This window comes from Streptomyces sp. NPDC001668 (assembly GCF_042893155.1).
Taxonomy (GTDB): Bacteria; Actinomycetota; Actinomycetes; order Streptomycetales; family Streptomycetaceae; genus Streptomyces.
The window spans coordinates 1-23,081 of the sequence record NZ_JBIAUQ010000014.1 but is presented as its reverse complement, the minus strand read 5'-3'; the positions used below and the strand labels follow the sequence as shown (position 1 = coordinate 23,081).

Annotated in this window: 30 protein-coding genes and 6 tRNA genes; 27 read left to right on the top strand and 9 right to left on the bottom strand. The window is 70.6% G+C overall.

What is annotated here, in order from left to right; translation table 11 throughout:
• Nucleotides 1-51: 51 nt before the first annotated feature.
• From ACFYZ8_RS33290 to ACFYZ8_RS33260, 7 genes are all read right to left on the bottom strand, one after another.
• On the bottom strand, nucleotides 52-939 hold the full coding sequence (locus ACFYZ8_RS33290; protein ID WP_389050238.1) for a hypothetical protein: 888 nt from the start codon (nucleotides 937-939) through the stop codon (nucleotides 52-54).
• Between the two features lie 42 nt (nucleotides 940-981).
• Complete coding sequence (locus ACFYZ8_RS33285; protein WP_389050236.1) at nucleotides 982-1,215, bottom strand: hypothetical protein; 234 nt, start codon at nucleotides 1,213-1,215, stop codon at nucleotides 982-984.
• A gap of 78 nt (nucleotides 1,216-1,293) precedes the next feature.
• The gene (locus ACFYZ8_RS33280; protein WP_389050235.1) at nucleotides 1,294-1,536 is read right to left on the bottom strand and encodes a hypothetical protein; all 243 of its coding nucleotides are present in this window, start codon (nucleotides 1,534-1,536) and stop codon (nucleotides 1,294-1,296) included.
• 90 nt (nucleotides 1,537-1,626) lie between these two features.
• Nucleotides 1,627-1,899, bottom strand: coding sequence for a hypothetical protein (locus ACFYZ8_RS33275; RefSeq protein ID WP_389050232.1), 273 nt, complete (start codon nucleotides 1,897-1,899; stop codon nucleotides 1,627-1,629).
• A gap of 128 nt (nucleotides 1,900-2,027) precedes the next feature.
• Nucleotides 2,028-2,699, bottom strand: coding sequence for a hypothetical protein (locus tag ACFYZ8_RS33270; protein WP_389050230.1), 672 nt, complete (start codon nucleotides 2,697-2,699; stop codon nucleotides 2,028-2,030).
• Nucleotides 2,700-3,115: 416 nt separating this feature from the next.
• Nucleotides 3,116-3,352, bottom strand: a complete 237-nt coding sequence (locus ACFYZ8_RS33265; RefSeq protein WP_389050228.1) for a hypothetical protein — start codon at nucleotides 3,350-3,352, stop codon at nucleotides 3,116-3,118.
• Nucleotides 3,353-3,403: 51 nt separating this feature from the next.
• On the bottom strand, nucleotides 3,404-3,982 hold the full coding sequence (locus ACFYZ8_RS33260) for an LPD29 domain-containing protein (protein WP_389050226.1): 579 nt from the start codon (nucleotides 3,980-3,982) through the stop codon (nucleotides 3,404-3,406).
• Nucleotides 3,983-4,208: 226 nt separating this feature from the next.
• Between ACFYZ8_RS33260 and ACFYZ8_RS33255 the strand changes: the two genes are divergently transcribed.
• From ACFYZ8_RS33255 to ACFYZ8_RS33160, 20 genes are all read left to right on the top strand, one after another.
• Nucleotides 4,209-4,880, top strand: coding sequence for a hypothetical protein (locus ACFYZ8_RS33255; RefSeq protein ID WP_389050223.1), 672 nt, complete (start codon nucleotides 4,209-4,211; stop codon nucleotides 4,878-4,880).
• A gap of 194 nt (nucleotides 4,881-5,074) precedes the next feature.
• Complete coding sequence (locus ACFYZ8_RS33250) at nucleotides 5,075-5,863, top strand: DUF4097 family beta strand repeat-containing protein (RefSeq protein ID WP_389050222.1); 789 nt, start codon at nucleotides 5,075-5,077, stop codon at nucleotides 5,861-5,863.
• Nucleotides 5,864-6,157: 294 nt separating this feature from the next.
• Nucleotides 6,158-6,493: a hypothetical protein gene (locus ACFYZ8_RS33245; RefSeq protein WP_389050219.1), complete on the top strand. Its 336-nt coding sequence runs from the start codon at nucleotides 6,158-6,160 to the stop codon at nucleotides 6,491-6,493.
• 145 nt (nucleotides 6,494-6,638) lie between these two features.
• Nucleotides 6,639-7,193: a hypothetical protein gene (locus tag ACFYZ8_RS33240; protein WP_389050218.1), complete on the top strand. Its 555-nt coding sequence runs from the start codon at nucleotides 6,639-6,641 to the stop codon at nucleotides 7,191-7,193.
• A gap of 409 nt (nucleotides 7,194-7,602) precedes the next feature.
• Entirely contained in the window at nucleotides 7,603-8,229 is a 627-nt protein-coding gene (locus ACFYZ8_RS33235; RefSeq protein ID WP_389050215.1) for a hypothetical protein, read from the top strand.
• Nucleotides 8,230-8,334: 105 nt separating this feature from the next.
• Nucleotides 8,335-8,871, top strand: coding sequence for a hypothetical protein (locus ACFYZ8_RS33230; RefSeq protein ID WP_389050213.1), 537 nt, complete (start codon nucleotides 8,335-8,337; stop codon nucleotides 8,869-8,871).
• Between the two features lie 129 nt (nucleotides 8,872-9,000).
• The gene (locus tag ACFYZ8_RS33225) at nucleotides 9,001-9,267 is read left to right on the top strand and encodes a hypothetical protein (protein ID WP_389050210.1); all 267 of its coding nucleotides are present in this window, start codon (nucleotides 9,001-9,003) and stop codon (nucleotides 9,265-9,267) included.
• Between the two features lie 539 nt (nucleotides 9,268-9,806).
• On the top strand, nucleotides 9,807-10,373 hold the full coding sequence (locus ACFYZ8_RS33220) for a hypothetical protein (RefSeq protein ID WP_389050208.1): 567 nt from the start codon (nucleotides 9,807-9,809) through the stop codon (nucleotides 10,371-10,373).
• Nucleotides 10,374-10,426: 53 nt separating this feature from the next.
• The gene (locus tag ACFYZ8_RS33215) at nucleotides 10,427-10,693 is read left to right on the top strand and encodes a hypothetical protein (RefSeq protein ID WP_389050207.1); all 267 of its coding nucleotides are present in this window, start codon (nucleotides 10,427-10,429) and stop codon (nucleotides 10,691-10,693) included.
• Between the two features lie 88 nt (nucleotides 10,694-10,781).
• Nucleotides 10,782-11,354, top strand: coding sequence for a hypothetical protein (locus ACFYZ8_RS33210; RefSeq protein WP_389050204.1), 573 nt, complete (start codon nucleotides 10,782-10,784; stop codon nucleotides 11,352-11,354).
• 312 nt (nucleotides 11,355-11,666) lie between these two features.
• Nucleotides 11,667-11,843 (top strand): hypothetical protein, encoded by a 177-nt coding sequence (locus ACFYZ8_RS33205; RefSeq protein WP_389050773.1) that lies wholly within the window; start codon nucleotides 11,667-11,669, stop codon nucleotides 11,841-11,843.
• A gap of 164 nt (nucleotides 11,844-12,007) precedes the next feature.
• Nucleotides 12,008-12,832 (top strand): hypothetical protein, encoded by an 825-nt coding sequence (locus ACFYZ8_RS33200; protein ID WP_389050202.1) that lies wholly within the window; start codon nucleotides 12,008-12,010, stop codon nucleotides 12,830-12,832.
• 12 nt (nucleotides 12,833-12,844) lie between these two features.
• Complete coding sequence (locus tag ACFYZ8_RS33195; RefSeq protein ID WP_389050199.1) at nucleotides 12,845-13,180, top strand: hypothetical protein; 336 nt, start codon at nucleotides 12,845-12,847, stop codon at nucleotides 13,178-13,180.
• Nucleotides 13,181-13,544: 364 nt separating this feature from the next.
• Nucleotides 13,545-13,613: transfer RNA gene (locus ACFYZ8_RS33190), tRNA-OTHER, on the top strand.
• 109 nt (nucleotides 13,614-13,722) lie between these two features.
• Nucleotides 13,723-13,797: transfer RNA gene (locus ACFYZ8_RS33185), tRNA-Arg, on the top strand.
• 42 nt (nucleotides 13,798-13,839) lie between these two features.
• Nucleotides 13,840-13,911: transfer RNA gene (locus ACFYZ8_RS33180), tRNA-Asp, on the top strand.
• A 608-nt stretch (nucleotides 13,912-14,519) separates the two neighbouring features.
• Nucleotides 14,520-14,903, top strand: a complete 384-nt coding sequence (locus ACFYZ8_RS33175) for a hypothetical protein (protein WP_389050196.1) — start codon at nucleotides 14,520-14,522, stop codon at nucleotides 14,901-14,903.
• Between the two features lie 47 nt (nucleotides 14,904-14,950).
• Nucleotides 14,951-15,697: a hypothetical protein gene (locus tag ACFYZ8_RS33170; protein ID WP_389050194.1), complete on the top strand. Its 747-nt coding sequence runs from the start codon at nucleotides 14,951-14,953 to the stop codon at nucleotides 15,695-15,697.
• A 66-nt stretch (nucleotides 15,698-15,763) separates the two neighbouring features.
• Complete coding sequence (locus tag ACFYZ8_RS33165) at nucleotides 15,764-16,495, top strand: nucleoside 2-deoxyribosyltransferase domain-containing protein (RefSeq protein ID WP_389050192.1); 732 nt, start codon at nucleotides 15,764-15,766, stop codon at nucleotides 16,493-16,495.
• 86 nt (nucleotides 16,496-16,581) lie between these two features.
• A complete protein-coding gene (locus ACFYZ8_RS33160; protein ID WP_389050190.1) occupies nucleotides 16,582-16,722 on the top strand; it encodes a hypothetical protein in 141 nt (46 codons plus the stop codon).
• Nucleotides 16,723-17,052: 330 nt separating this feature from the next.
• Here ACFYZ8_RS33160 and ACFYZ8_RS33155 read toward each other — a convergent pair whose 3' ends face one another.
• Together ACFYZ8_RS33155 and ACFYZ8_RS33150 are read right to left on the bottom strand one after the other, a co-directional pair.
• Nucleotides 17,053-17,331, bottom strand: coding sequence for a hypothetical protein (locus ACFYZ8_RS33155; protein ID WP_389050188.1), 279 nt, complete (start codon nucleotides 17,329-17,331; stop codon nucleotides 17,053-17,055).
• 107 nt (nucleotides 17,332-17,438) lie between these two features.
• Nucleotides 17,439-17,741 carry a hypothetical protein gene (locus tag ACFYZ8_RS33150; RefSeq protein ID WP_389050186.1) on the bottom strand — a complete coding sequence of 101 codons (303 nt, stop codon included), beginning with the start codon at nucleotides 17,739-17,741 and terminating at the stop codon, nucleotides 17,439-17,441.
• Between the two features lie 309 nt (nucleotides 17,742-18,050).
• Between ACFYZ8_RS33150 and ACFYZ8_RS33145 the strand changes: the two genes are divergently transcribed.
• The 7 genes from ACFYZ8_RS33145 to ACFYZ8_RS33115 all read left to right on the top strand — a co-directional run bounded on the left by ACFYZ8_RS33145 (nucleotide 18,051) and on the right by ACFYZ8_RS33115 (nucleotide 22,828).
• Nucleotides 18,051-18,125 (top strand) — tRNA-Ala (locus ACFYZ8_RS33145).
• A gap of 118 nt (nucleotides 18,126-18,243) precedes the next feature.
• A tRNA-OTHER gene (locus ACFYZ8_RS33140) sits at nucleotides 18,244-18,312 on the top strand.
• A 169-nt stretch (nucleotides 18,313-18,481) separates the two neighbouring features.
• Nucleotides 18,482-18,557 (top strand) — tRNA-Glu (locus ACFYZ8_RS33135).
• Nucleotides 18,558-18,855: 298 nt separating this feature from the next.
• On the top strand, nucleotides 18,856-19,191 hold the full coding sequence (locus ACFYZ8_RS33130) for a hypothetical protein (RefSeq protein WP_389050184.1): 336 nt from the start codon (nucleotides 18,856-18,858) through the stop codon (nucleotides 19,189-19,191).
• 474 nt (nucleotides 19,192-19,665) lie between these two features.
• Nucleotides 19,666-19,959: a hypothetical protein gene (locus tag ACFYZ8_RS33125; RefSeq protein WP_389050183.1), complete on the top strand. Its 294-nt coding sequence runs from the start codon at nucleotides 19,666-19,668 to the stop codon at nucleotides 19,957-19,959.
• 679 nt (nucleotides 19,960-20,638) lie between these two features.
• Nucleotides 20,639-21,784, top strand: a complete 1,146-nt coding sequence (locus tag ACFYZ8_RS33120) for a hypothetical protein (protein WP_389050180.1) — start codon at nucleotides 20,639-20,641, stop codon at nucleotides 21,782-21,784.
• Between the two features lie 87 nt (nucleotides 21,785-21,871).
• Nucleotides 21,872-22,828 carry an LD-carboxypeptidase gene (locus ACFYZ8_RS33115; RefSeq protein ID WP_389050178.1) on the top strand — a complete coding sequence of 319 codons (957 nt, stop codon included), beginning with the start codon at nucleotides 21,872-21,874 and terminating at the stop codon, nucleotides 22,826-22,828.
• The last annotated feature ends 253 nt before the right edge of the window (nucleotides 22,829-23,081 follow it).

The window sequence follows — 23,081 nt, the reverse complement described above, 5'->3', positions numbered from 1 at the left end:
GGCCGCCCGGCGCGCGGGGCCGGGCGGCAGGCAGGCGGGGGCGGTGGCCGGTCAGGCGGCCCGGAGGGCAGTCACGGTGTCGGCGAAGCGGCGCCAGGGGTAGCCGGAGCACTCGGCCGACCACGCGGCGGCCCGCGACACCAGCACCGGAGCGAGCGCGGCGACCTCGCTCTCCGGTACGACGCCGTACGCCAGCAGCCGCCCCGCGCCCTCGTACAGGTCGAGGTGCCAGGCATCGCCGAGGCTGTAGGCCACCAGCCGGGCGTCACCGTCCGGCTCGTACGTGTAGTAGCTGCGGCGGTCGTGCCACCCCTCGCCCATGAACTCCGGCTCACGCCTGCGGGTCCGGGCGGTGCCCTGGTCGGCGACGGTGAACAGGTCCTGGAGGTTGCCGTTGGGGCTCAGTGCCTCGCCGACGAGCCGGATCACCTCGTCGGCCGGAATGCCGTCCCGCTCGCCGAGCACGCCGATCACGTGGCGGGCGTTGTTCACGAGGTCGCGGTTGCTGTCGGGCTGCCACGTCCGCCCGTCCTCCTCGTCGCGCTCGCGCAGCAGCCGGATCATGTGCCGGGCGCTGGCGGCGATCTGCTTCAGCTGTGCGATCCGGTCGGCGCCCGGCTTGTCGGGCAGCGCCTCGACAGCGTCGAGGATCCGGGTGAGCTGATGGCTCGTCTGCCGGACGGCCTGCGCCACGACCAGGTCGGCGCGAGCCGTCAACTCGCGGGTGACGGAGGACCGGAGGGCCTCGTCGTGCTTGCGCAGGGAGGTGAGCAGGCCCATGTAGCGGTCGCGCGTGGCGATGTGGTCGGCCTGCAACATGTCGAACCCGGCGTTGAGGACGTCCAGGTCGGAGAGGTGGTCGAGCGGCTCGCCGGTGGCGGCCGCGTACTTGCGCAGTGCGGCGACCCGGTCGGCGGCGGTGGTGCGAGCGGCGGTCAACTGACTCCTCGGGAATGTGGGGCCGGGCTGGGGCGAGGGGGCTTAGTCGTGGGCGGGATCGGCGCAGCCGGACTGCGCGCAGTCGTCGAGGTGAATGCAGGCCGGGCAGGTCACGACCTGGCGGTAGCCGCCGTACGGGTGGGCGCCGGTGATGCCCTTGCCGTACCAGCCGCACCAGGCGGGATTGGTGAGCCCCTGGCGGCCGCCGCCGAGGTCCACGGTGATGGGCGAGGTGGCGATGATGTGCCGGTACGCGGTGGCGTCCTGGGCGTTCATGGTGCTCCGTACGGTCGAAGGCGGGGGTGGCGGTCGAGGGGAAGCAAGGGGGGAGGGGCGCGGTGTGCAGCCCGCGCCTCACCCGCCGAGTGCGGTCAGAAAGCTCCGCTCGACGTCGTCGCCGACGCCCGAGCGCGCCGCGTGCTCGGCCTCGACGACCTTCTGGTCCCGGCAGCTGCCGACGCCGTAGTCGTCGTAGTCGAGGGCCCGCTGCGCCGACTCCGTGTCCGCGAGCGCGTCCAGGACGGCCGTGAGCAGCTGCTCACGGCTGGCCGTCGCGGCCAGTTCGCGGATGGTCTTGCGGCGCTCGTCGGGGCTCATCTGCTTCTTCCTTGCGTCGTTCGGGGCGGAGCAGCCGCCTTGCGGAGGCGGCGGGCCGGGGCCCCGCGCCGGAGCGCGGGGCCGGTCCGGTCAGACGGTGGTGCGGCGGATCGTGTAGTTGCGCGCGTCGTACTGGCGGACCTTGGCCAGGGCGAGGCGGCCGTTGACGGTGTTCTCACCGCCCAGGGCCATGGCGTGCTCGCGGGCCACGCCGCGCCAGATCTCCGCGTCGATCTCGGCGATCTCGCGCAGCTGCGCCTCGACCTTGGTGGTGTCGGCGTCGTCGTCCAGGACGATGACGGTGTCGTGACCGGGGACGATGGCGAGGTAGCCGTTGCCGTCGATGAGGCGCAGTTCCCGCACGATCTGCCCTTTCCTAGAGGTGGCGGGCGGGGTGTTCCCCGCCCTGTTGACGCTTAAGACTATACAGGCGGGAGATCCTGAATGCAAGCCTTAAGCGTCAAACTGGTTGCTGGGGGAGAGCTACGCGGTCACGCGAGCGGGATGCTGCGCATCTGCGTGACGCACTGCGGCACCACCGACCGGTGCGCATCCGGGTTCACCGTCCTGCGGACCGTGGCGCGGCCGCCGAGGGCACTCATGAGGCGCCCGCAGGCCCGCGCGAGCGGCCAGGGGCCGTGCTCCCAGGAATCGTTCGGCGCGCACCCCAGCGTGACCGAGTGCCGGCCGTCCTCGCGCAGCTCCGGCAGGAACCACCACTTCCTGTAGAACTTCTCCCAGTACGCGTCCACCGCCGCCTGCGGGTGTGTCGCGTACGGCTCCCGCACGATCTCCACGTCCAGCCGCCCGAAGGCCCATGTGACCCGGTGCGGCTTGTCGTCCAGGTAGGCGAAGACGTCCGGGTCCGCCGACGTGACCGTCCACACCTCCTCCTCGGTCCACGGACCGCCGTCGGCCGCCGGAAGCTCCTTCGGGCCCACCCCCGCGACCACGGCCGTCTGCGTGCCGTCGGCATTGCCCCGCAGCCACGCGCCGCCCATCACCTCGACGAAGCCGGCCCCCGGAGACCAGGGCTCGGGAGCGTCCGCGAATGCCGCCTCGCCGAAGAACAGGTCCACCTCGACCAGGTGCCGGAACGGCTCGGCACTGTCGGGTGTCTGCCGCGCTGCGCGGAGGATCTGGCGGGTGAGGCTGCGGTTCACGGCGACGACTCCTTGTCCGGGTCTATATGACGCTTAAGATAATACATTCAGGGCAGGATGTCTGCAAGCCTTAAGCGTCATTGACTGTGTGGGATGTATCCCGGAGGACGCGCAGTGGCGGACGGTTTGTCAGTGGGCGGGGCCAACTGCCGTGCCCTTCCCGGTGCGATGTCATCCGCCGGCACGAACGCGGTATCCCCGCACCGGATGTCGGCACGACGGCTGGCGATGACCACGCTGCGCCATGCCTTGCCGTCGACCGTGGGTGCGATACACGCCACCGTCACGCCGCAGGGCAACGCGTAGACGCGACCCGCGTGATTGATCCAGGTACTCATCGGCTCGCCTTTCTGCAGGGCCCGCCGGGGCCGACGAGCCAGGAAGGAGGCAGGGGGCGCGGTCGGCGCTCGGAACTGTCAGGCGGCATCGACGAAAGACGCGGCGGCCTCGGCCCACCTGAACCGGTCGCAGTGGTTGTCCGGTTCGACGGCGGAGCAAAACAGCGCCCGCTTGAAGGCCTCGGCGCGCAGGCCGTCGAACCCGTAGCGGGCGATGGCCTCGGCCCGCACCTGGTCGGCCTCGTACGGCGTGACGAGCGCGCCGGTGTCGTACATCGAGATGTACAGGGCCAGGCCGGTGAAGCCGAGGTTCATCACGTACGTTCCTTTCGGTGGTCCAGTGGTCCCGGTGGACGGGCTGCGCAGTCAGGCGCGGTTGAGGTGAATGGCGGCCGCCATCGGCATTCCGCTGCGGGTGCGGCCGCCCACGGTCACGGTCACGGCGTGCGGGCGGCGCCGCTGACCGGCGCCGTAGGTCGCCAGCAGCGGAGCGGTCACCGTGCTGACGGCCGTGCGGCCCGGCCCGCCGTTCCAGCTGACGGTGATCTCGTTGGCGTGCTTGCCCTGGCCCGTCCGCACGGAGAACTTCACGCCCGGGAAGGTCCGGCGCAGCACGGTGCGCAGGTGTGCGGAGACGTACTTGGTCGGCAGGGTGGCCCACACTGCCTCGTTCAGCTCGTCCTCGCCGACCACCGGGCGCACCGAGGTGTGCCGCACGTGCGTCACGCCGGGGCGCTGGGCGCCCGGGGCCCACAACTCGTAGCGGGTGGCCGGAAGGCCGCGCAGGACAGCCAGCACGCAACGGCCGCAGGAGCAGGGTCGCACCGTCCACCGGCCGTGGCCTTCGGTCGCGGTCCCGTGGTACGTCACCTCGGTGCCGGCGGGCAGCCGGAGTGCCAGGTAGGCGGCGGCCAGGGGCTTGGCGGCGAAGGTGGCGACAGACACGGTTCCTCCTGTGATGCAGGGGCGGGAGTTCCGCCCTGATGACGCTTAAGAAGTTACATGCAAGTGGGCGTGAATGCAAGTCTTAAGCGTCAATGATGAATAGGCTGCCGGTTTGGTGTGACGCTTAAGGCTTGCAAGATGCGTGGAAGTTATGTACTGTCTTAAGCGTCGTAGGCGCGCGGCTGGACGGTCCGCGCCGTTCGCCACCAGCCAAGGAGCCCTGCATGTGAGCCTTCAGCGCACCTTCACCGCCGCATCCGAAGGCGCCGTCTGCCTCGGTCTGGCGAGCCCGATCGGGGAGATTCTGGTGACCGTGGACACCGCAGCCACCCGCGCCGAGGTCGTCGTCAGTGCTGGCGCACCGGACAGTCCGTCTGCTGATGTGGTCCGTGGCGCCAAGGCGGCAGGCGAAGTCAACGACCGGTACGCCGCCATGGCCGTGATCGTCCCCGATGGCCCCGGCATCGTCACCGATACCGACACCGTCGCTGTCCATGCGACCCTGCCGCCGGATTCCAGCCTCGTGCTCGACACCCAGTTCGCGAACCTGCGTGTTGAGGGCGACCTGCACATGCTCAGCTTCAACAGCGGTGCAGGCTCCATCGTGGCCGAGGGCGTAAACGTCCTGACTGGCAGCACGGTCGACGGAAACGTGACCGTCGCACGCGTACACCAGGTCGTGGATGTCGAGACAGGCGACGGGGATGTGACGGTCGACGCCTACGGCGGGCGCAGTCTCGATGTGGAGACAGTGACCGGCGCCGTCGATCTGACCGCGACAGCCCAGGCGAGTGGGTCGGCCAGGGTGGCCACGATCGCCAGCGTCGCCCGCGTGCGCGGAGCCTTCAACGTCGACCTGCAGGGCCGCTCTGTCTCCGGAAGTGTCCTTGCCATGTGATCGCGCCCCGGACTCGCGCGCACCCTGGCTCGCCGCCCGATCGGGTTGGCCCGCCGGGACAGGCTCTGAAGTCCACTTGAAATGGACGCTTAAGACTTGCATCTGAAGCTCGGGCGAAGTATTGTCTTAAGCGTCAAGTAAGGGTGCTGGGGAAACGCCGGCACTTCACCTCGACCCTCCCGGGAGTCCTGCACGTGAGCACTCAGCGCACCTTCACCGCCGCAGTCGACGGGCCTGTCAGCATCGGCGTGATGAGCGGCATCGGTGAAGTCCGCGTCACGGTGGACTCCACTGCCGTCCGTGCCACGGCCGCGGTCAGCACCGGCGCCCCGGACGGCCCCCTGGCGAAGGCGGTCCGGGATGCCACGTCCATCAATGAGACCGGCGACGGGCAGCCCCGCATGTACGTGGAGATCCCGGACGTGGCCGCCCGCGTCGTGCGCTCCGGCGGAAGCACCTACAACTTCGCCGGTCGGGTCGCCGTCAGCGATGTCACCGTGGGCTCCGTGCGGAAATCCGTCTTCACCGTCTCTTCCGCAGGTGAGTGCGACAGCCGCGACACCGACACGATCACTGTTCACGTCACCGTCCCGCCCGACTCCAGCGTCGTCCTGGACACGAAGAGCGCGAACCTGCGCGTGGACGGAGACCTGCACGTGCTCGGCTTCCGCACCGTCTCAGGCTCCGTCACGGCCGACGGCGTCAACATCCTGGTCGGCGGCACGGCAAGCGGTGCAGTGACCGCCGGGCACGTGAAGAGCGCGGCGAAGGTGAAGACCGAGTCCGGGGACGTCACCGTGAACGCCTACAGCGGCGACAGCCTGGAGGTGGAGACCGGCTCCGGCACGGTCGAGGTCACCGCCACCACGCAGGCCTGCGGACCGGCCGCCATCACCACAGTCAGCAGCATCGCCCTCGTCCACGGCGCTACCCGCCTCGACCTTCAGGGACAGTCGGTCACGGGCCGCGTGGTCCCCCTGTGACGACCGGCCGCCGCCGGGCAGCTCGCGGCGCCCGTCACGCCCCCTGCAGCCTTGGTGGACGCCGCTGGCGGCCGGTCCCGGCCCGGCCGGTTGTGGTCACCGCTCCCGGAACCCGCCGCGTGAAGTCGTCCACGACCGCCATGCCGACACCCCCGCACCCGGCTTCGCACACCTGGAAGGAGTACCGACATAACCCCCGACACCACCAAGCCCCCCACCCGCGCGCAGCGCCTCGCCCTGACCGGCGCCCTCACCGACGACGCGGGCCGCCTCCCCGCCGACACCAAGCCCCGCGTGCTCGCCTCACTCACGGCGGCCCGCTGGGTCACGGCCGCGCCCGGGGCCGACCCGCAGGACGCAACGGGCCACCACATCAACTCGGCGGGACGACGGGCCCTGTTCACCGACACCCAATGGAAGGCCCTGCAGGAAGCAACCGCCGAGGGCCGCCTTCCGGCATCGACACCCTGGCCGGCCGTACAGGCCATGCAGGGCGCAGGATTCGCCGAGTACCGCGACGCCGAGGGGCAAGCACAGCCCCACGACGGAGGAGGCCGGAACTCCGCCTACCTCACCGCCCTCGGCCTCCGGGCCAGGACCGCGCCACCCGACGCCACGGACAACGGCTGACACCTCGGCCGGCCGTCCCCGCCGACCGGAAACCTGACCGCCCATTGACGCTTAAAGGTTGCATCGCCCGTCGGGGCGATGTATAGTCTTAAGCGTCAACCGGCGGAGGGTTCGCGCCGAACACACCACCTGGAAGGACCGCCCAGTGAGCCTGCGCATGCGACTGACCGTCTGGCACAACACGGACAGCGACGGCCGGTTCTATGGCTACCTGCCGGACCACCCGATGCTGCGGACCTTCTCGTACACCACCGACGACGGCGACCACGAGGCCGAGCTCAAGCGCGCCGTCACTCTGTTCAACATCGATCCGGAGCTGCTGGAGGGCACCGACCGGGAGATCGCCGCGCACTACCGCTTCCTTGGCATCCCCTCGTTCTCCAAGGGCGATGGGCTGAGCATCCGCCCCGCCGACGGCGGCCCCGAGAAGTTCTGGGCCAGCAACGGCCGCGATCTCCTCCCGCAGGGCCGCCCGTACACCCGCCTCGCCCTGGGGGACGTGTGGGGCACCCACGCCCACGGCCACCGCGTCCGCTACGCCATCCCCGCCATGGACTCGCGCATCCGCGACGGGCTGTTCGAGACGGACGGCAGCGAGACGTCCGCCCGGGAGGAGATCGCCGCGCATCACGGGCGCGCCCCGCACGAGGTCGTCGTCATCGCGGGCCCGTACCCGCCGTCCCCCGCGCTCCCGCACTAGCGAGGACGAACCCCGTGCCCGTCCACCTGGCCGAGCCTGCGGCCCCGCCCCGGGGCCTCGACGGGCAGGGGTGGAACAGGCTGACGACCGGCTTCCACATGGGCATCAGCGGCCCCCAGTGCGCCCTCAACCCGCGCACCTGTGGCAGCGCCTCGAGCCCGGTCCTGACAGCGACGCCGAAAAGCTCCTGGTCCGCATCACACACGATGCCGAACACGCGGGCGGCGGCTGGGAGGTCGGCCAGTCCTACGCCGACCAGTTGGGCGAGGGCTGCTGGATTCATCGCCGTCCGGACGCACCCGAGGCTCCGGACCGATCCGGCCAGTGACCATACGCCGCACCGTCCAGGCCGGCGGCCACGCCCCGTCTACGACATCCCGAACGACCCGAAAGGGCAGGAGAGATTCCCATGCGCCCCGACGACGGCATCCGTCGCATTGCGAGCACCGAGTACGCCTACGACCCCGATTCGCTCCCGTCTCTCGTCGACGCCGCCCGCCGGCTGCGCCATGACTTCCGGCGCGACCACGGCGGCTACGAGGGCGGTTCGATGAGCGAGGGAGCGCTGGAGCGCGGCGCCGCGGTGCGCCGCGAGTATTGCGCGAAGGCGTGGGACATCGTCAACGACCTCGCCCTGATGCCGGCCCAGCCGACGCCGGGCGGGCTGCCCAGCGCCGAGACGGCCGCCGCCTACCTCTACGGCGAGTACCGAGGACGAGCGATGACCCGCGCCAGAGCGGCCGACACGCTGGTGTGCGGCCCGTACGGTCTCACCGGCGGCGCGGCCACCGCGCTCGTCAACTGGCTGGCCGAGGGCGGCTACCTCACGGCTCTGGACCTCGATGCGCGCGACGGTCGCGTGCGCGGGGTCTACCGCGCCGGACGGCCCACCGTCCACCACGACAAGCTCGCCGACCAGCCGCGATGGCTCAGCGCGACGATGACCGTCACGCGCCGTGCGGCGTGGGCTCCCCTGACGGGCGTCAGCACCGTCTACATGCACCCCGACGAGATCGACGCCCACTTCGCCCACTGACCTCAACTCGCCACCGGCCGGGCGGCGTACACCGTCCGGCCGGCCACCCGCACCCAGGAACCACCCATGCACACCCGTGAGCAGGTCGCGCGGCAAGCCGCGCGCATGTCAGACACGATGCACGCCTTCCTGCGCGGCGCCCGGACCGGATGGATCGCGATCCGACTCGACGACGGCGGTAGCGACGGCGGCATCTACGCCGACCGTGCCCAGGCCGAGACCGCCCAGCGCGAGCCCTGCCTGATCCTTCAACTGCCCGAGCCCACCCGCGCGTACGGGCCGCCGCCGGTCCCGCTCACCTTCAACGAGTGCGCCGACCACCTCCGATTCATGGCCGAACTACGCACGACGCACCCCACTCACACACCGGTCACGCTGCAGGACGGCGGCGGTCTGCTGGGCCTGCCCACCGATGGTTCCTACTGGGGCACTTCGTTCCACAAGGTCCGCCGGGAGGACGGACGCAGGCCCGTGCGCACGACCGTCGACAGCATGGAGATGAACCGCGACCTGAGCACCCACCTCCCGGGCGAGGGACGACTCGCCTCGACGGACGGCCGTGTCGTGCGACTGAGCATCCGCGAGCCGGCTGCCTCCTGCGAGATCACCTACACGTGGCTGGGCCGGGCTGACCCCGCCTGACACCGAGGCCGAAGCCGGGATGCACAGCGCACTCGCCCGCAACTCCAACCCGACATGACGCTTAAGGCTTGCCCTTGCGCCACTCTCCATGTAAGCTCTTAAGCGTCAACGGGAGTTAGGGGGAGTTACGTGAGCGCCGGATTCGCGGGTGACGTCGACAAGGCCATCGAGACCTACGCCGCCTATCAGGAGGCGCAGGCGGACAAGTTGGACCGGCTCGCGGACGCGTGCGCGAACGGTGAGGGCTACTTCGCCGCCTACTCCCCGGCCGAGCGTGACACGCGGGCCCAGGAGCTTCGGCAGAACGCCCAGGCGAACCGGAACACCGCGGCGGCCAACCGCACGCCCGAAGGCCGGGAGCACCTGCGGACAACCGGCCTGTGGCTCCCCGGCTAGAGGCGCCGCGCCTCGGTGCGCCCGCCGGCAGCACACGCCAGGGCGCATCGAGGCGACGAGCGGCCCCGCAAAGCGCCCGGGCGGCGAACAACGAATCAGCTCACCCGCCCGGCCGAGCCGGACTCCCCGGCCGGCGCCCGCCCACCAGCCACCAGATCCCCGCACCCCGAGAGGCCCTTCATGGCAGAGCAGACCGCGCAGCACCAGACCGTCTCCAGTGGGACCGGCATGGCGACTTCGTGGGCAAGCTGTCCGTATCTGCGGGCTACCCGCTGAGCGGCATCGTCGAGTGGCGTCGACACGTGAGCGCCAACGGCGGCTACACCGCCGAGGCCGGCGCACCTCAGGCGGCAGCACAGCCGTGAGGTTCCGGGCCACCGCCAGCAGGCGCAACGACCGATCCGGCGGCCGACCAGCGCCAACTCCCTGGAGACCACGCCGGTGCGCCACCACGGCGACCGGCTCCCCCTGACGGCCGAAAGCGCCCACTGCCCGCCGCCATGCAACCCAGCGAGAGACTGACCCGAGGAAGGACCGCCGTGGACGACGAGACGAACGACGACAGCAAGGTGGCCGTTGACGTGCGCGCCCTGTCAGTAGACGGATACGACTGCCTTCACGCGGTGCCCCGGGGGCACCTGCTGCTCCTGGAGGAGCCCACGCTCGGCATGAAGGCCGGATACCTGCGCGCTGACTGGGGCTACGGCTGGGGGAACTACCCCGCACCCCTGCGTGAACTGGTACCGATCACGCCCGAGCGGGCCCAGGAGCTCATCGGACAGGGCACGCCTGTGCATGCCGCGCGGCGCTCCGCGGACTGGAACAGCGACTTCCCTGTCCTCGTGCGCGGTCTGCGGCTGAGCGAGCTGCGAGAGGCCCTCGCGAACATCGACTTGCCCGACGACGCCATCGTGGCCATCGGCTCCGCAACAAACCCGCAGGAGTTCATCAGCTCGCCCGCCGCGCCGCGGGTCGAGGTCGGCTTCTACGAGCCTGACCCGGCCAACGGCACCTACGGCTATGCGGCCGGTGGCGCGCCGGACCTGACCGAGGACGGCAACGTCCCGCTCCACCTGCCCGCCCTGGTGCTCAACCCCACCCACTGACGCCTGCAACAACCCCGCCCCACGCGAGCCACCCAAGGGAGAAAAACCCCCACGTGAGCGACGACACGGCCCCGACCGGGGAGCCCACAGCGCCCTGGACATGCGCATGCGCCTTCACCAACACCAGCGGCACCGATGACTGCGGCGGCTGCCATCTCACCCGCTCCGGGCAGGGCGAGCCGATGCCGCCCTGCACGTGCGGCTGCGACCCGACCCCCGGCAAGTACGGGGACTACGACACCCAGTCCTCGGCCTCGCGCCAGCACTTCATCGACACCGGAATGTTCCTGCGCCCAGGCGAGGTCATCGCCGCGGCCTAGTGCCCCGCCCGGCCGCCGGATGCCGCAGCTCCGGCGCCGCCACACGGCCGTGGCAGAGTTGCCCCGGGAGATCAGCCGAGGGGAGGCCATGGGCACGAGCGACAAGCAGCAACGGCAGGCGGTCCGCGCGGCGGCCGGCCTGGCCGGCGGCGCCGCGCTGTGCGCCCTGCTCGCGGCCGCCTCGACGCAACACTGGCCGGTCCTGCTGTCGGTCGGCCTGCTCGCCGGAGCCGTCGGCGTGTACCGCCGAGCCGTGGCCGGACAGGCCTATTCCTACTGGGCGGCGTGGGCCGCCGCGCCCGTCATGACGCTGCTGCTGCTTTGGGCACAGCCGCCATCCATGTATGAGGCCGCCCGCCTCCTCGCGCTGCCGTGGGCGGCGGTGTCCGCACTGGTGGCCGCCGTGCTCTTCGCCCTGTGGCACTCACGCCGTGACGGGCACCTCGACTGGCTGGTGGAGCACCCCGACCAGGGCGTCCTGCGCCGCGAGCCCACCAGGCGGGCCGCCCTCGCCTGGGCGCGCTACCACTACGGCCAGCCCTGCAGGATCTTCCGCCTGGACCTGGCCCCGCAGATGGCCGAGCAGACCCCGATGTACCCGTACGCCGACCGGCCGATGCTGCGCCGTCAGACCGACGAGGCGAAAGAGCGCCCGCAGTGAAGGCGGATGCGATCCGCCGGGCCACCATCGACGATCTGCCGATCCTGCTCGGGCTTCTCGGCGCGGAGTGGCCGCAGGAGCGCAGCACGGCGGGCGCCCGCGAGTGGCGGGAACGCCTTCGCGACCTGGACAGCAACGACGACGGCCACCCCGAGTTCGACGTGTGGTTGCTGGAGCAGGCCGGGACGGTGGTGGCCGCGGCAGCAACTCAGCTCCTGCCGCGCCGCCGGCACAAGCGGGTCGGCGCGTGGACGTACCCGGTCTACTTGATGTACCTGGCCCGGCCACCGCGGCCGCGGGTGCGGCCGACGTCTGGAGGACTACCTCAGCGAACACCTGAGGCGGCGCGGATACAGCGGCGCCTACCTGCTGGTGGAGCCGGGCAGGTCCGGCGCACTGCTGTTCTGGGAGCGGCAGGGCTGGAAGCGGGCGGATACGGCCGACCAGCCGCCCACGCGGGTCATGATGACCAAAGAGATCACTTCCTGACAGGGCGTTGCGCCGCGGCGACCCCGCGAGTACACCCCTGACCGCAAGTGACGCTTAAGAGTTGCTGGCATGGTGTTGGGTGGGTAGTATTTTAAGCGTCATTCCGCGTGCTGGTGGCGCCTGCCCCACGAACCCACGCGAACCCCTCCGTCCGCTGGAGATCCGTGACCACTCCCAACGGCCCTGCTGGCCAGCCCGCTTCGCTATTCAGCCCGCCTCCGACAGCCGCCACTGTTCTCGCGGCCTGCACGGCCGCCGGCGTCCCGGCCTTCTACGACGCCGGCGAAAACGTCGTCTACGCGCACCAGGCGCACATCCCTCGTGACCGTGCCCTCGACGGCCAGCACGTCATGATCGAGTGGGGCGGAGACAACCCGCAGCCGGACAGGGCCCGACTGTCGGCAACCATCTGGGTGCCCGACGGCCTGCCGGACTACGCCCAGGTCGGGACCGTCTACACCACGCCCGAGCACGGGCCGCTCGGCGCTGAGGCCCAGCACTGCGCACGTGCCGTGGCCCAGTGGCTGGCGGATCCGGACCGCACCGCCGGAACGGTGCTTCTGGCCGAGCTCGCCGAGCGTGGCATCACGCCGGACGAGCTGTCCGTCGTCCGAACCACGCACAGCGACACCTGCGACGTGACCGTCCAGCTCGGCCGCGGCACCTTCGGCCGGCTGTCCATCGCGGACCGCTCCGGCTCTGTCAGCCACGTCCCCGCCGCCCACACCGGTTGGAGCGTCCTTCTGCACAACGAGCGGGGCGAGTCCGTCGGCGACCCGGTCTACATCGCAGGCGACGGCGGCCTGGTGGACTGCGCACAGGACTCCGCAGTCGCGGCGACGTTCGTCGCGGGCTGCGTGAAGAACCCGGTCCTGCGGCACTGCGACTGCTACGCCCAGGACCGGCACAACCCGCGCCATGACCATGAGTGCCACCTGTACGCCATCCCCCGCGTCCACGTGACGGCCGCTCGGCCGGCCGGTGCCTGAAAGGATCCGCCCGTGAGCTCATCACCCTCAACTGCCCATGTAGACGGCGGCGGTGCGCAGTACCGTGCTGACTTCAGCGACGCCGAGACCTACTCGCCGCTCGAGCCGGTCTACGACGACCTTGCCTCCGCCCAAGAGCGCTGTGAGACCGACCTGCGCAGCGCCTGGCCGGACGGTGACGCGCTGGAGATCACGTGGCAGCCGGACGAGTCCTTCTCCTGGTGGAGGATGATGGTCCGCACTCCGCGGATGCGCGAGCCGGTGTCTGCCGGCTACTCGGTCACGATCGTCGACTGTGAGTTCGACGGTGTCAGGCAAGATTCGCCCGCTGCCGGGACCACCAGGTAAGGCTGCTCGCCGCTCTTCCGCGACGTGGGCTTGCAGGTCCGATGCCTCTGCGGACCGTCTGCGGCGACGGGCCGGGCCCGTCCCTCCGGCCTGAGTACCAGCCGCGCACTGCCGCTTCCCGCTCTTCGCTCCCAGGGCTCAGGGGCCATGCCTCGCAGCACCGACTGCTGCCGGTCAGCGCCGTTCCCCCATCAAGAGTGACGCTTAAGAGTTGCACGCTGCGGCGCTGCGGGGTAATATCTTAAGCGTCATCGGGGGTTTGGGGTGACGGGCCGGAAGGCTGATGTCGCCCCTCCCCGGTGACCCACACGCGGACCTGGGCGCCTGATCAGCGTCCGGGTTCAAGGGAGGGTCGCTACCTCCTGGAGCTGGAGTGACTGGCGTGCACACCCCCTGTTGGGGGAGGAACGGGTTCAAATCCCGTCGGCTCACTGGGTTCTCCCCGTCCCTTCCCCCCGCCCGGGGCGGGAGGAACCCCGCCGCAGGCCCCATCCCCCCGGGGCCTGCGGCACCGCCCCAGAGGGGCGGAAGCGAATGCTGCTGCTCCTGTAGTCCAGCGGATAGGGCACCGGACTACGGATCCGGAAGCCGGGGTTCGAATCCCCGCAGGAGTACCAGACCAAGCCCACCGCCTTCGGTCGGACGGGCTTGCTGATCAGGCCTCTGTGGTCCATGGGTAGGGCGCCGGGTTGTCAACTCGGACGGACGGGGTTCGAGTCCCCGCAGAGGCGCTCGGCTCTCCCACCGCGGGTTTCCCCTGCCTGCAACCGGGAGTGGCCAGCTGTCGCGCCGCCAGGCGGTGCACAGAGGTGAGGGTCCAACCCAGGGCGCGCTCGCCGAAGTCCCGTCCGTTTCCCCGGAGCTGCGACTCCGGGGAAACGGACGGCTGCCGCCGCACCCGGCGGGCTGCAGGGATCACCGGATCGACCTGGAGAGCGCCGTACATGACCAGCCGGATCGTTGTCCCGGACAGGCCCGCGCGCTGTGGGAGCTGGCCGGCACATGGAAGGTCCACCTGCTCGAGATCCGAGCCGGCCACCCGTGCCCACCAGCACCGAGCGACGGTCACCGTCCGCTCCCAAGGCGACAAGTACGTCTGTGAGGTCTCACAGCTTCCCGGGCAGACCTTCGGCCCCTGGGACATGCCGGAGATGATCCAGGACCTCACCATCTCCGCACTGCTGACCCCGCTCCAGGCCCGCGACGTCGTCATGGACGCCGCCATCCACGGCGAAGCAACGACCGAGATGAACCTCTGACCACGCCCGCAGCCTCGCCGGAGGCAAGCCGCCCCTCGCCGGGCCCGCGCCCCACACCAGACACGACCTGGAGCACTCCCTTGCTCAACCCCGCCCCGCTTGACCAACTCGCCGCTCTCACCGACCTGCTCGGACCCGCGCGGCCGGCATCGCCCGATGACGTCCTGGACGCTGCCAGGGCCTACGCCCGTCACGTCCAAAGGGCGCGCGGCGCCGAGGAGTTCGGCCGGTACTGCGCGGGCGTGGTGCCGGGGGTGCTGCTCCGGCTCGCTGAGGCCGAGGCCACCCTGGCCGTGCTGCGTGCCGCCGTGGCCCGGCACATTGCCGCAGCAGACCAGGGCGATGACCCCGCCCCGCGTGAGCTCCTGGACGAGCTCGCCAGTGCCGGCATCGACCTCCAGGCCGAGGTCGACCTGGCGGCGGCCGTCCGGGACGCCGAGACCCATACGGCGGCCTTCGGCTGACGACCCACGCCGCCCGGCCGGATACCTCAATGTTGCGTCGTCACCACGTGACCAGCAGCTCCCCGCACCGCCGAGCCCGCTGCGCCGACGCGCGCGCCGCCCGGCCGGCACCGGCGGGAGCCGTCGTGAACGTACTGACCCACCCGGAGATAACCCTGACCGCTCTGACTCCCCAGACCCAACTCGTCGCCGACCTCGTCGGCCCCCTGCAGCGGACCCGAGGCATCGGCGAGATCGCCGATGCCGACCTCTCGCACATCGCGCCCGACCTGCCCGACCTGATCGAAGCGGCCCACCGACGAGTGCGGGGCATGCGCGCGGCCGTCATCAGCCTCACCACCGGCCGAGGCGCGCCCGTTGCCTGCGCCGCACTGCGCTCCAGCACGGGCGCCGCCGAAACGGCCGACTTCGTCAACCTGTGGTGTCTCGCGCTGGAAGCCGTCGAGGGCAAGCCGCGCAGCGTTCAAGAGGCGATCCAGTGGTCCGGAACGCCAGTTGACGAGCGTATTGACCGGGCCTACCCCGGCGTCCGGCTCTCCTCCACTCCGGCCGACGACCGCCGCAGTGAGTTCACCCTCTACGCGCGGGGGGAGGAAGCCGTACGCCAGCTCGCGAGGCTGTTGCGGGCCGCGATCACCGCTTGGCCCGAACCCGACTGGCGGGCCCAGGTACGGCGTGAGAAGTTCCTTCGCGCGGCACTCGACGCTCACGCCGAGGGCCGAAGGGGCGACCTGCGCCGCCTCATCGAGGACTTCGCCGACGCCCCGGCAGCCGACCCCGACTCACGCAACTGACAGACCAGCCGCGGAGGATGCTGGGCCTAGCACGTCACCGGCGCCGGCCGTCAATAGAGTGGGGCCATGAGACTTGGGGCCTGGCGGAGAGACACGCGAGCACGTCAGCGGCGTCCGGGAGATGTACAACTGACCGCGCGCTGTGCGTACGGGCACGGCACCGACCGCGCCTGCCGAACGCACGAATCGGTTCTGCTCGTCGTCCGGGCCGACGGCACTCCCGAGCTCCCGCCGGGATGGACCTACGGCACCCTGGGCGAGTCGCATTCACTTCCTGCCGCGTTCTGTCCCGCTCACGGCCCCGGAGCAACACAGGCACGCTACGTCGAGGCGCCCGCCGAGTACGTCGAGGGCGGACTGCCGGCCGTGTTCCTGGCCGGCGGCATCGGTCTGTGCGAGAACTGGCAGCAAGAGGCGGCACCCGCCTTCGCCGACCTGGACGTGGTGGTCCTCAACCCCCGCAGGACCGAGTTCCCGGTGCACGACCCGGAGGCCGAGACGGCCCAGGTGACCTGGGAGTACACGCATCTCCACCGCGCTGCGCTGGTCCTGTTCTGGTTTCCCGCCTCGGAGTCCCATCAGCCGATCGCCCTGTACGAGCTGGGGAGGATGGCCGCGGGCGGAACGCCGATCGTGGTGGGTGCCGATCCCCGCTACGCACGGCGGAACAACCTCGTGGTCCAACTCCGCCTTGCCCGGCCGGGCCTGGAGGTTCACGCAACCCTGGCCGACACGGTCAACGCTGCCCGGGCCTTCTTCGAAGCACCCGAGCAGGTCAATCACGCCGCAGGCCCCTGACCACCGTTGAAGGCGCCGTCCCGCGTGCAGGTGAATCGGGAATCAACGGACCGGCAACGGCGGGCGCCGCCCGAACGCTGCCGATCATGAGGACCAAGGTCACTGTGTTCCGGTGCGACTGGCCGGAATGCGATGCGAGACTGGTCGCGCCCGAGGCCGCTTCGGTGGACGCGAAGCGCTTCGCCGGGGAGTGCGGATGGCTGTGGACGGCCGATGATGCCGAATAGCACTTCTGCGGCAGGGGACTTGGGGCGGCACGCAGCGGACATGCACGACTCGTCCTCGACGCGCACCACCCCGCCCTCATTCGCTTGAGGCCGCCGTGGACCGGCTGGTTCGTCGGCTGCTGGTGCGGGTGGTCGGCATCAGGGTTCCTCACGGCCCTGGCCGCGGACACCGCAGACGAGGCACGCGAACGGTGGGCCGCACACCTCGTCCAGTCGCCGTCGCAAGCCGCGTGACCTGCGATCCGGGCGGGACCCGGTCAGCCACGAGTGAAGAAGCCAGCCACAGCGGGCCGGCGCGCGTCGGCGGTCTGCCAGCCCGCTGGCCGCAGACTAGTGGTCCTGACCGGCCCGGCCGGTGCCGCGCCACAGCTTCGCGAGCTTGACGCCGACGAAACGGGCACCCTCACGAGGGTGGACCACGGTGAACTCGATGGTGACGACGAGGTAGAAGAGCGGGCTGCGGCGACCCGCGTTCACCTGGCGGATGAGCCAGACATGGACGGCCTCGTGCCGGCGCTCGAGACGCAGGTCGATCTCCTGGCCGATGAACAGCGCGCCGGCGACGAATCCCGTGAGGAACAATCCCAGCGCGAAAGCAAGTTCGAGCATCGTGCTTCCTGGTCGGGGGCGGTGCCCTGTGGTCGGTCGGATCAGTGGCTGCTCGCACGGCCGCAGCGCATGGAGCGGCCGCTCTGCGGCCTACTCGGCCTCGTCGATCATCCGGCGCGGAGGCGGAGGGCTGCCGCCCAGCCGCGAGCCATGGCATCGGCATGGGACTCCTCAGGTCCGGCCGTCATCCGGGCGATTGAGGCCCGCAGTCCGGGGGCGAGGAGAGAGATCTGGCGAGGGCTGAGGCGGGAGGCCGACTCGGCCTCTTCCATGGCGCAAGCGATGACGCCGTTGGCGCGCGCCTCCACATCGGCGTCGGGCATGACCCCCGCGCCGTTGATGCGGATACGCAGGGCGCGCAGCGAGGCGTGCTCGGTGATCAGGTCCTGGTATTCGGCGATGGTGGTCATGGTCTTCTCTCCCTGATCAGGTTGGCGTCCGCCCCGCCCGGTGACGCTTAAGACTGTACAGTCTGAACCCCTGGGGTCGCAAGTCTTAAGCGTCATCATGTGTTTCCGTACTGACTGGTCATCCCCTCGGGTGGTTCGGCTTGATCGACGAACCCCTCGCCCATCGATCGCCGGTGAGGGTCGAGGGTGCCGGTTTGCCGCTTAAGGCTTGCGGTCGACCTCTGCTTCGTGTATTGTCTTAAGCGTCGTCGGGGAGCGATCGAACCCGACGGCGCCAGGCAGCGAGGAGCGGCCGATCCGCGTTGTATGGCAGGTCCGTGGCCCAGTTGGTAGGGCGGCCCCCATGCCGGGGGAGGGAAGGGGTTCAACTCCCCTCGGACCGCGAGGTGCCGGTGTTGCCCCTCCAGGGACACAGCCCCCTTGAGAGGGCACGCACCGGCACGCTGCTCGGACCCTGCCGGTTGATCACCGGCCGGGTTGAAGAGGAGAGGACGCTCTCCTTGGGACGGTAGCTCAATGGGCAGAGCAACCCTTCGGGGTTGGGTACGGGTTCAAATCCCGTCCGTCCACGACGTACCAGCGGGAAGGCGATGCTCTCCCCGGCGGACCCGATCTGCTGGCGCGCGTCGCCCGCGGCTCCTGGGGAGGGGCCAACGGCGGCCCTGCCCCGGCCGGGGAAGGTGATGGGCAAGCTCCTCGTGGGCCCTACCTGATCCGATCTCCGGTCGACGGCGGGACATGCCCCCGTGGAGTAGTCCGGCTCAGCTCGCCCCGTTCTCAGCGGGGAGGTCGCGGGTTCGAATCCCGCCGGGGGTACGCGACGCCGCGCAACTGCGCGCCCTTCGGACCTTCTTGGTGTCGGCAGCACCCCTCCCGGGAGGGGGATCACGCCCTGCAAGGCTCAGGACGCCCTACGGCAACGCCCCGGTAGCGGTGCCGGACGGCTCGGCGCCGCCGCTCCCGCCTCGCAGCGTTGCCGTCCGGGCCAGGAGAGTCCGCCTGTGACGGCCTCAGGGGCCCGGAACACGGCGAGCAGGCCGGCCGCCGAGGCGGCGGCCGGGCAGCTCCGCCCTCCCGTCCTGGTACGGCCTCCATCTGAAGGGAGAACTGCCGCGTGAGTGTGGATCACTCGTTCTATGCCGTCTATGGCGTCGAGCTTGTCGAGGCAGATTGGGCCGTCGTCGACGACGGCCTGACCGAGCTGCGGCGTACCCGACGTCTGGGCGACGGGAGGGAAGATGTGCAGCTATACACGGTGAGCCGCGAGGAGGGCCCCGAGAGCGTCGTCATCGGCGTCACTTCCAAGGAACTGCCGCCCGGCACGTGCAAGCCGGTGCAGGATTTCCCAGCATCGTCCGAGCGGGACCAGGTCCTGCGTGCAGCCGCCGCGTTCCTGGGCTGCCGCATGAAGGCCGAGCCAGGCTGGCTGATCGTGCATGACTTGAGCTGACCACCGCCGTACCCCTGTACCCGGTGCGCGCCGCTGGCAGTCCCATGGTTGGTCCGGATGGCTGCGTGACGCATGACGCTTAAGGTTCGCAATCCGACTGAAGTGAATGTATTATCTTAAGCGTCATCGAGGGTCCGGCGTGGCGGACCCGAGAGCTGATCGACTCCGTTGGCGCCACCACTCACCCAGCATTTCACCGCAATCAGCAGGAGATCTCATGAACGAGTCACTCATCGGCCGACGGGCTGGAATTCTGCTGGGCCTCATGCTTGGCGCTGTTGCTCTCGCGGTGCCCGTGTCGGTCCTCCTCACGCTGCCCGCTCGTGCTGCCGGAAGTCTGGAGTGCCGGGAGAACTCGGTTCCGCCGACCTGTGAGCGGGTAGATCGCAGGGTCCAATTCGAAACCTCATGGGAGTGCGCCATGACCCCGGTCAGGGCCAGCATCACACCGTGAGGCAAGGAGCAGAGCCGGACATGAGCAGCCGGACCATCAGCGTGGGCAACATGGACTTCGAGCATTGCTCCGGCTGCGGCCAGGCCTACCCGTACGAGCAGGCCCACGATTCGTACACCGGATGCTGCAACGAGGGGGTCTGCGGCGGTCCCCGCGACGACGGGACGGCGAACTGGAACCTGGCCACATCCCGTGAGGGTGAAGCCCGGTGGGTCACCGTACGCGTCATTCGGGCCTGCTGCGGAGCGGGCGCGGACGTCCTCGCCAAGGAGCTCGGCCTTGTCGTCACCTCGATGAACGTTGGCCGCGACTGAGTGATGACTGTGCCAGCGTCAGCCTGACCGAAGCCGTGGCGGGGCTGGCAGCACGTTGTCTGTTCATCGGCCGGGTTTTCTGGAGAAGGCCCCGCTGGCATGCCCTGAACTGGACCACGCCACGCGCCTCACCCAATGCGCGCGGCGCTCTTGGCGAGGAAGTCGGCGTCCATCATCGGGCGGGGTACCTGTGACATCTTCTCTCGCAGGCCGCCCGATATGCCCTGTATGCCCTGTGACCCTGTGACATCATCCCCCTGTTTTCCCTGGTGGGAAGAGGTACCTGTGACCCTGTGACCCTGTGACATCTCCTCCTTGGAGAGCGTGACGGTCGGGGGTGCCGTTGGTGGTGGCCGGACGGACGGCTGCACCCGCGAGCGCGGTGAGCAGGAGCCGCCCGCCATCGGCGGCGGCGATGGTGCCTGCGCCGATCGCGCGCACCCCGAGCAACGTCCAGCAGCCTGTCGACGGGCATGCTCTGAAGGGCGAGGCCGGCGCGGAGCCTGGTACGGCGTGCGGGTGATGAGGGGGTGTGTCGTCCCGGTGGCCTGGGGCTGTCCGTGGCGGCTTGTGGTCGAATGCTGAGTGGTGGGCCCGGCGGGGTCCCTGCCCCGTGCTCGACCCGACATCGAGCACGCCGTGGAGGAGCCAACTCGGCCGGCACCGCTGCAGGTTCTGAATGTTCCTCGTGGCTCTGCGCCGCGTGCTGTGTCGGGACGGCTTCGCGGTGTTGAAGGGGCTCCGGGTCATGAAGACAACCGCCGTCGAGCGTCGCGCTGAGCTGTTGTGTCTGTACACCGGGCTGCCCTGGCAGTCCGCCCGGCGCCGGGTCGAGGCCGCCGCGCCCGGCTCTGAACTGATCCCGCTTCCGGACGCCGACCAGCTGCTGCTGGAGGCCGGGGTGATGGCCGCACTGGCCTGGCGCCGGGTCACCACGGTGCACTCCTGGGGCATCGAGTACGTCGACCCGCGCACTGACCGTCTCCTGATCCGGTTCGAGGCCGACCCGGTCGAGCGGCGGGACCCGGCCCAGACCCAGGTCCTGGATCTGGCCGAGGTCCTGCTGCCGCGCGCCGACGAGTACGGCGGCATCCAGGGGGTGCCCGGGGCCCGAACCCATGTTGAGGGCGGGCAGGTGGTGCTGCGCCTGCTGGATTCGTCGGCTTCCGTCACTTTGCTGGGCGTGGACCCCGATGAGTGGCTGCGCGCAGTTGACATCCAGGACCGGCAGACGGGCTTGTGCGGCATGACGCCGTGCCACCGGGACCTGCCGGGTGGGTGGCATGCGGCTGAGCGTGTCTATCGGCGTGTGGGCCGTGGGGGTGCTGCGGTGTCGGCGTGGCTGGCCAGCGGGCTGCTGCGTCGGGTTGGCCTGATCCGCACTCTGGGTGTGCCGTTGGGGGTGACTGGCTGGTTGGGTCATCGCGAGTGTGGTGGTGGCGAGCGGTGGATCATCGATCCGGTGTTCGCGGAGGGTCATGGTGCTGCCGGTCACCGGCGGTTGATGGCGTTGCTTGCCGCGCCCGGCTGGGGTTTGCCTGTCGCGGTGGTGGACGAGGACTGTAACTGCCGTCTGCCGCCTGGTTGCAGTGACCAGTGCACCACCGTCAGCGCTGGTCTTGCCGGGTGGCCCGGAGTGCTGGAGGTGCGTGCCATCCAACGCCGCGGCGAGCGGCTGGAGTGGTTCCGGGATCACCAGCCGGTGCTCTACGCGGCCCGGCAGCAACGTGTCCTGTCCGTGCCCGCCTGGGTGGACCGGTGGCTCGAGCGGGGCGGAGCGCCTGCTGCGGGTGCGCCGGTCGGTGCCGGCAGCGGCCTTGACTGAGATTCACGCGGAGCACGGTGGCGGGCGGGAGCGGCGGCCGGAGCAGGATGTGCCCGGATGGGTTGGTGTGTGGGGGAGCATCGCCGTATGGACACCGTCGACAGCCTCCCGCCTTTACGGTCGCCGCGGTTACGGCCCGGGGACCGGGTACGGATCGTCTCTCCGGCCAGCCCTCCCAGCCGGGAGGGAGTCGCCCGCGGCGTCGAGTTGCTGGCGTCGTGGGGGCTGCGGGTCGAGCTGGGGGAGCACGTCTTTGACCAGTGGGGGTATATGGCCGGCCGGGATGAGGACCGCGTCTTCGACCTGAACTCGGCGTTCGGGGATCCGGGGGTCCGCGCCGTGATCGCCACCCGGGGCGGCAAGGGCGCCTACCGCATCGTCGACGACCTCGACACCGCCGCGCTGCGCCGCGACCCGAAACCCGTGGTCGGGTTCAGCGACATCACCCACCTCCACCTCGTCCTGTGGGCCCGCTGCCGCCTGGCCTGCCTGCACGGCCCCTTCGCCAACTGGAGCGAGGAATGGTCCGGGCGCGCATCGGCCGACGCCCTGCGCCGCGCGCTGATGACCACCGACCCGGTCGTCATCCGCCGCGACACCGGCCAGGCCATTGCGGGCGTCACCGTCGAGGGCACCGCGGCCGGCGTCCTGGTCGGCGGCAGCCTGGATGCGGTCCGCACCCAGGCCGGAGCCGGTCTGCCGAGCCTTGAGGGGGCGATCCTCTTCCTGGAACACCAGCGGGGCACAGGGCTGGGGGAGGTCGACCGTGCGCTGACCCAGCTCACCCGCTCCGGGGCCCTTCACGGGCTGCGTGGTGTCGCACTGGGCCAGTTCCTCGGCTTCGAGCAGGATGCCGGCGATCCGGCCCTGGGGGGATGGGGTATCACCGACGTCCTGCGCGACCGGCTGACTCGCCTGGGCGTTCCGGTTCTGGGCGGACTGCCCGCCGGACACGGCCTGCACCCTCCGACCATCCCGCTCGGCACCCAGGCCACGATCGACACCGTCGAAGGAACCCTGACCGTTGAGCCGGCCGTCGTCTGACCGCCGAACTGCCGTGCCGGCGCAGCACCACGACGGTACGGCTGCCCGGGGCCGGGGGAGCGGGGGATCTTCAGTTGCCTGCTCGAGTACGGCTTCCACCAGGCCCGCACAGCACCGGACGGATCCGGTGTCCGGCGCACGCGTCTCAGGTGCGACACCTGCTGCGCCCGCTCGTGCCGCGGCTGTCGTACGGGGCCGGGGTGCTGCGGGGCCTGCTCGCCGGCCGGTGACACCGGGCCCCTGCGCTCGGGGC

Coding starts and splice junctions, on each gene's coding strand:
- ACFYZ8_RS33235 (WP_389050215.1), top strand. CDS start 7,603: ATGCGCCCCGACGACGGCATCCGTCGCATTGCGAGCACCGAGTACGCC.
- ACFYZ8_RS33125 (WP_389050183.1), top strand. CDS start 19,666: ATGAGCAGCCGGACCATCAGCGTGGGCAACATGGACTTCGAGCATTGC.
- ACFYZ8_RS33285 (WP_389050236.1), bottom strand. CDS start 1,215: ATGAACGCCCAGGACGCCACCGCGTACCGGCACATCATCGCCACCTCG.
- ACFYZ8_RS33265 (WP_389050228.1), bottom strand. CDS start 3,352: ATGAACCTCGGCTTCACCGGCCTGGCCCTGTACATCTCGATGTACGAC.
- ACFYZ8_RS33230 (WP_389050213.1), top strand. CDS start 8,335: ATGTCAGACACGATGCACGCCTTCCTGCGCGGCGCCCGGACCGGATGG.
- ACFYZ8_RS33155 (WP_389050188.1), bottom strand. CDS start 17,331: ATGCTCGAACTTGCTTTCGCGCTGGGATTGTTCCTCACGGGATTCGTC.
- ACFYZ8_RS33280 (WP_389050235.1), bottom strand. CDS start 1,536: ATGAGCCCCGACGAGCGCCGCAAGACCATCCGCGAACTGGCCGCGACG.
- ACFYZ8_RS33115 (WP_389050178.1), top strand. CDS start 21,872: ATGGACACCGTCGACAGCCTCCCGCCTTTACGGTCGCCGCGGTTACGG.
- ACFYZ8_RS33160 (WP_389050190.1), top strand. CDS start 16,582: ATGAGGACCAAGGTCACTGTGTTCCGGTGCGACTGGCCGGAATGCGAT.
- ACFYZ8_RS33150 (WP_389050186.1), bottom strand. CDS start 17,741: ATGACCACCATCGCCGAATACCAGGACCTGATCACCGAGCACGCCTCG.
- ACFYZ8_RS33120 (WP_389050180.1), top strand. CDS start 20,639: ATGTTCCTCGTGGCTCTGCGCCGCGTGCTGTGTCGGGACGGCTTCGCG.
- ACFYZ8_RS33210 (WP_389050204.1), top strand. CDS start 10,782: ATGGGCACGAGCGACAAGCAGCAACGGCAGGCGGTCCGCGCGGCGGCC.
- ACFYZ8_RS33165 (WP_389050192.1), top strand. CDS start 15,764: ATGAGACTTGGGGCCTGGCGGAGAGACACGCGAGCACGTCAGCGGCGT.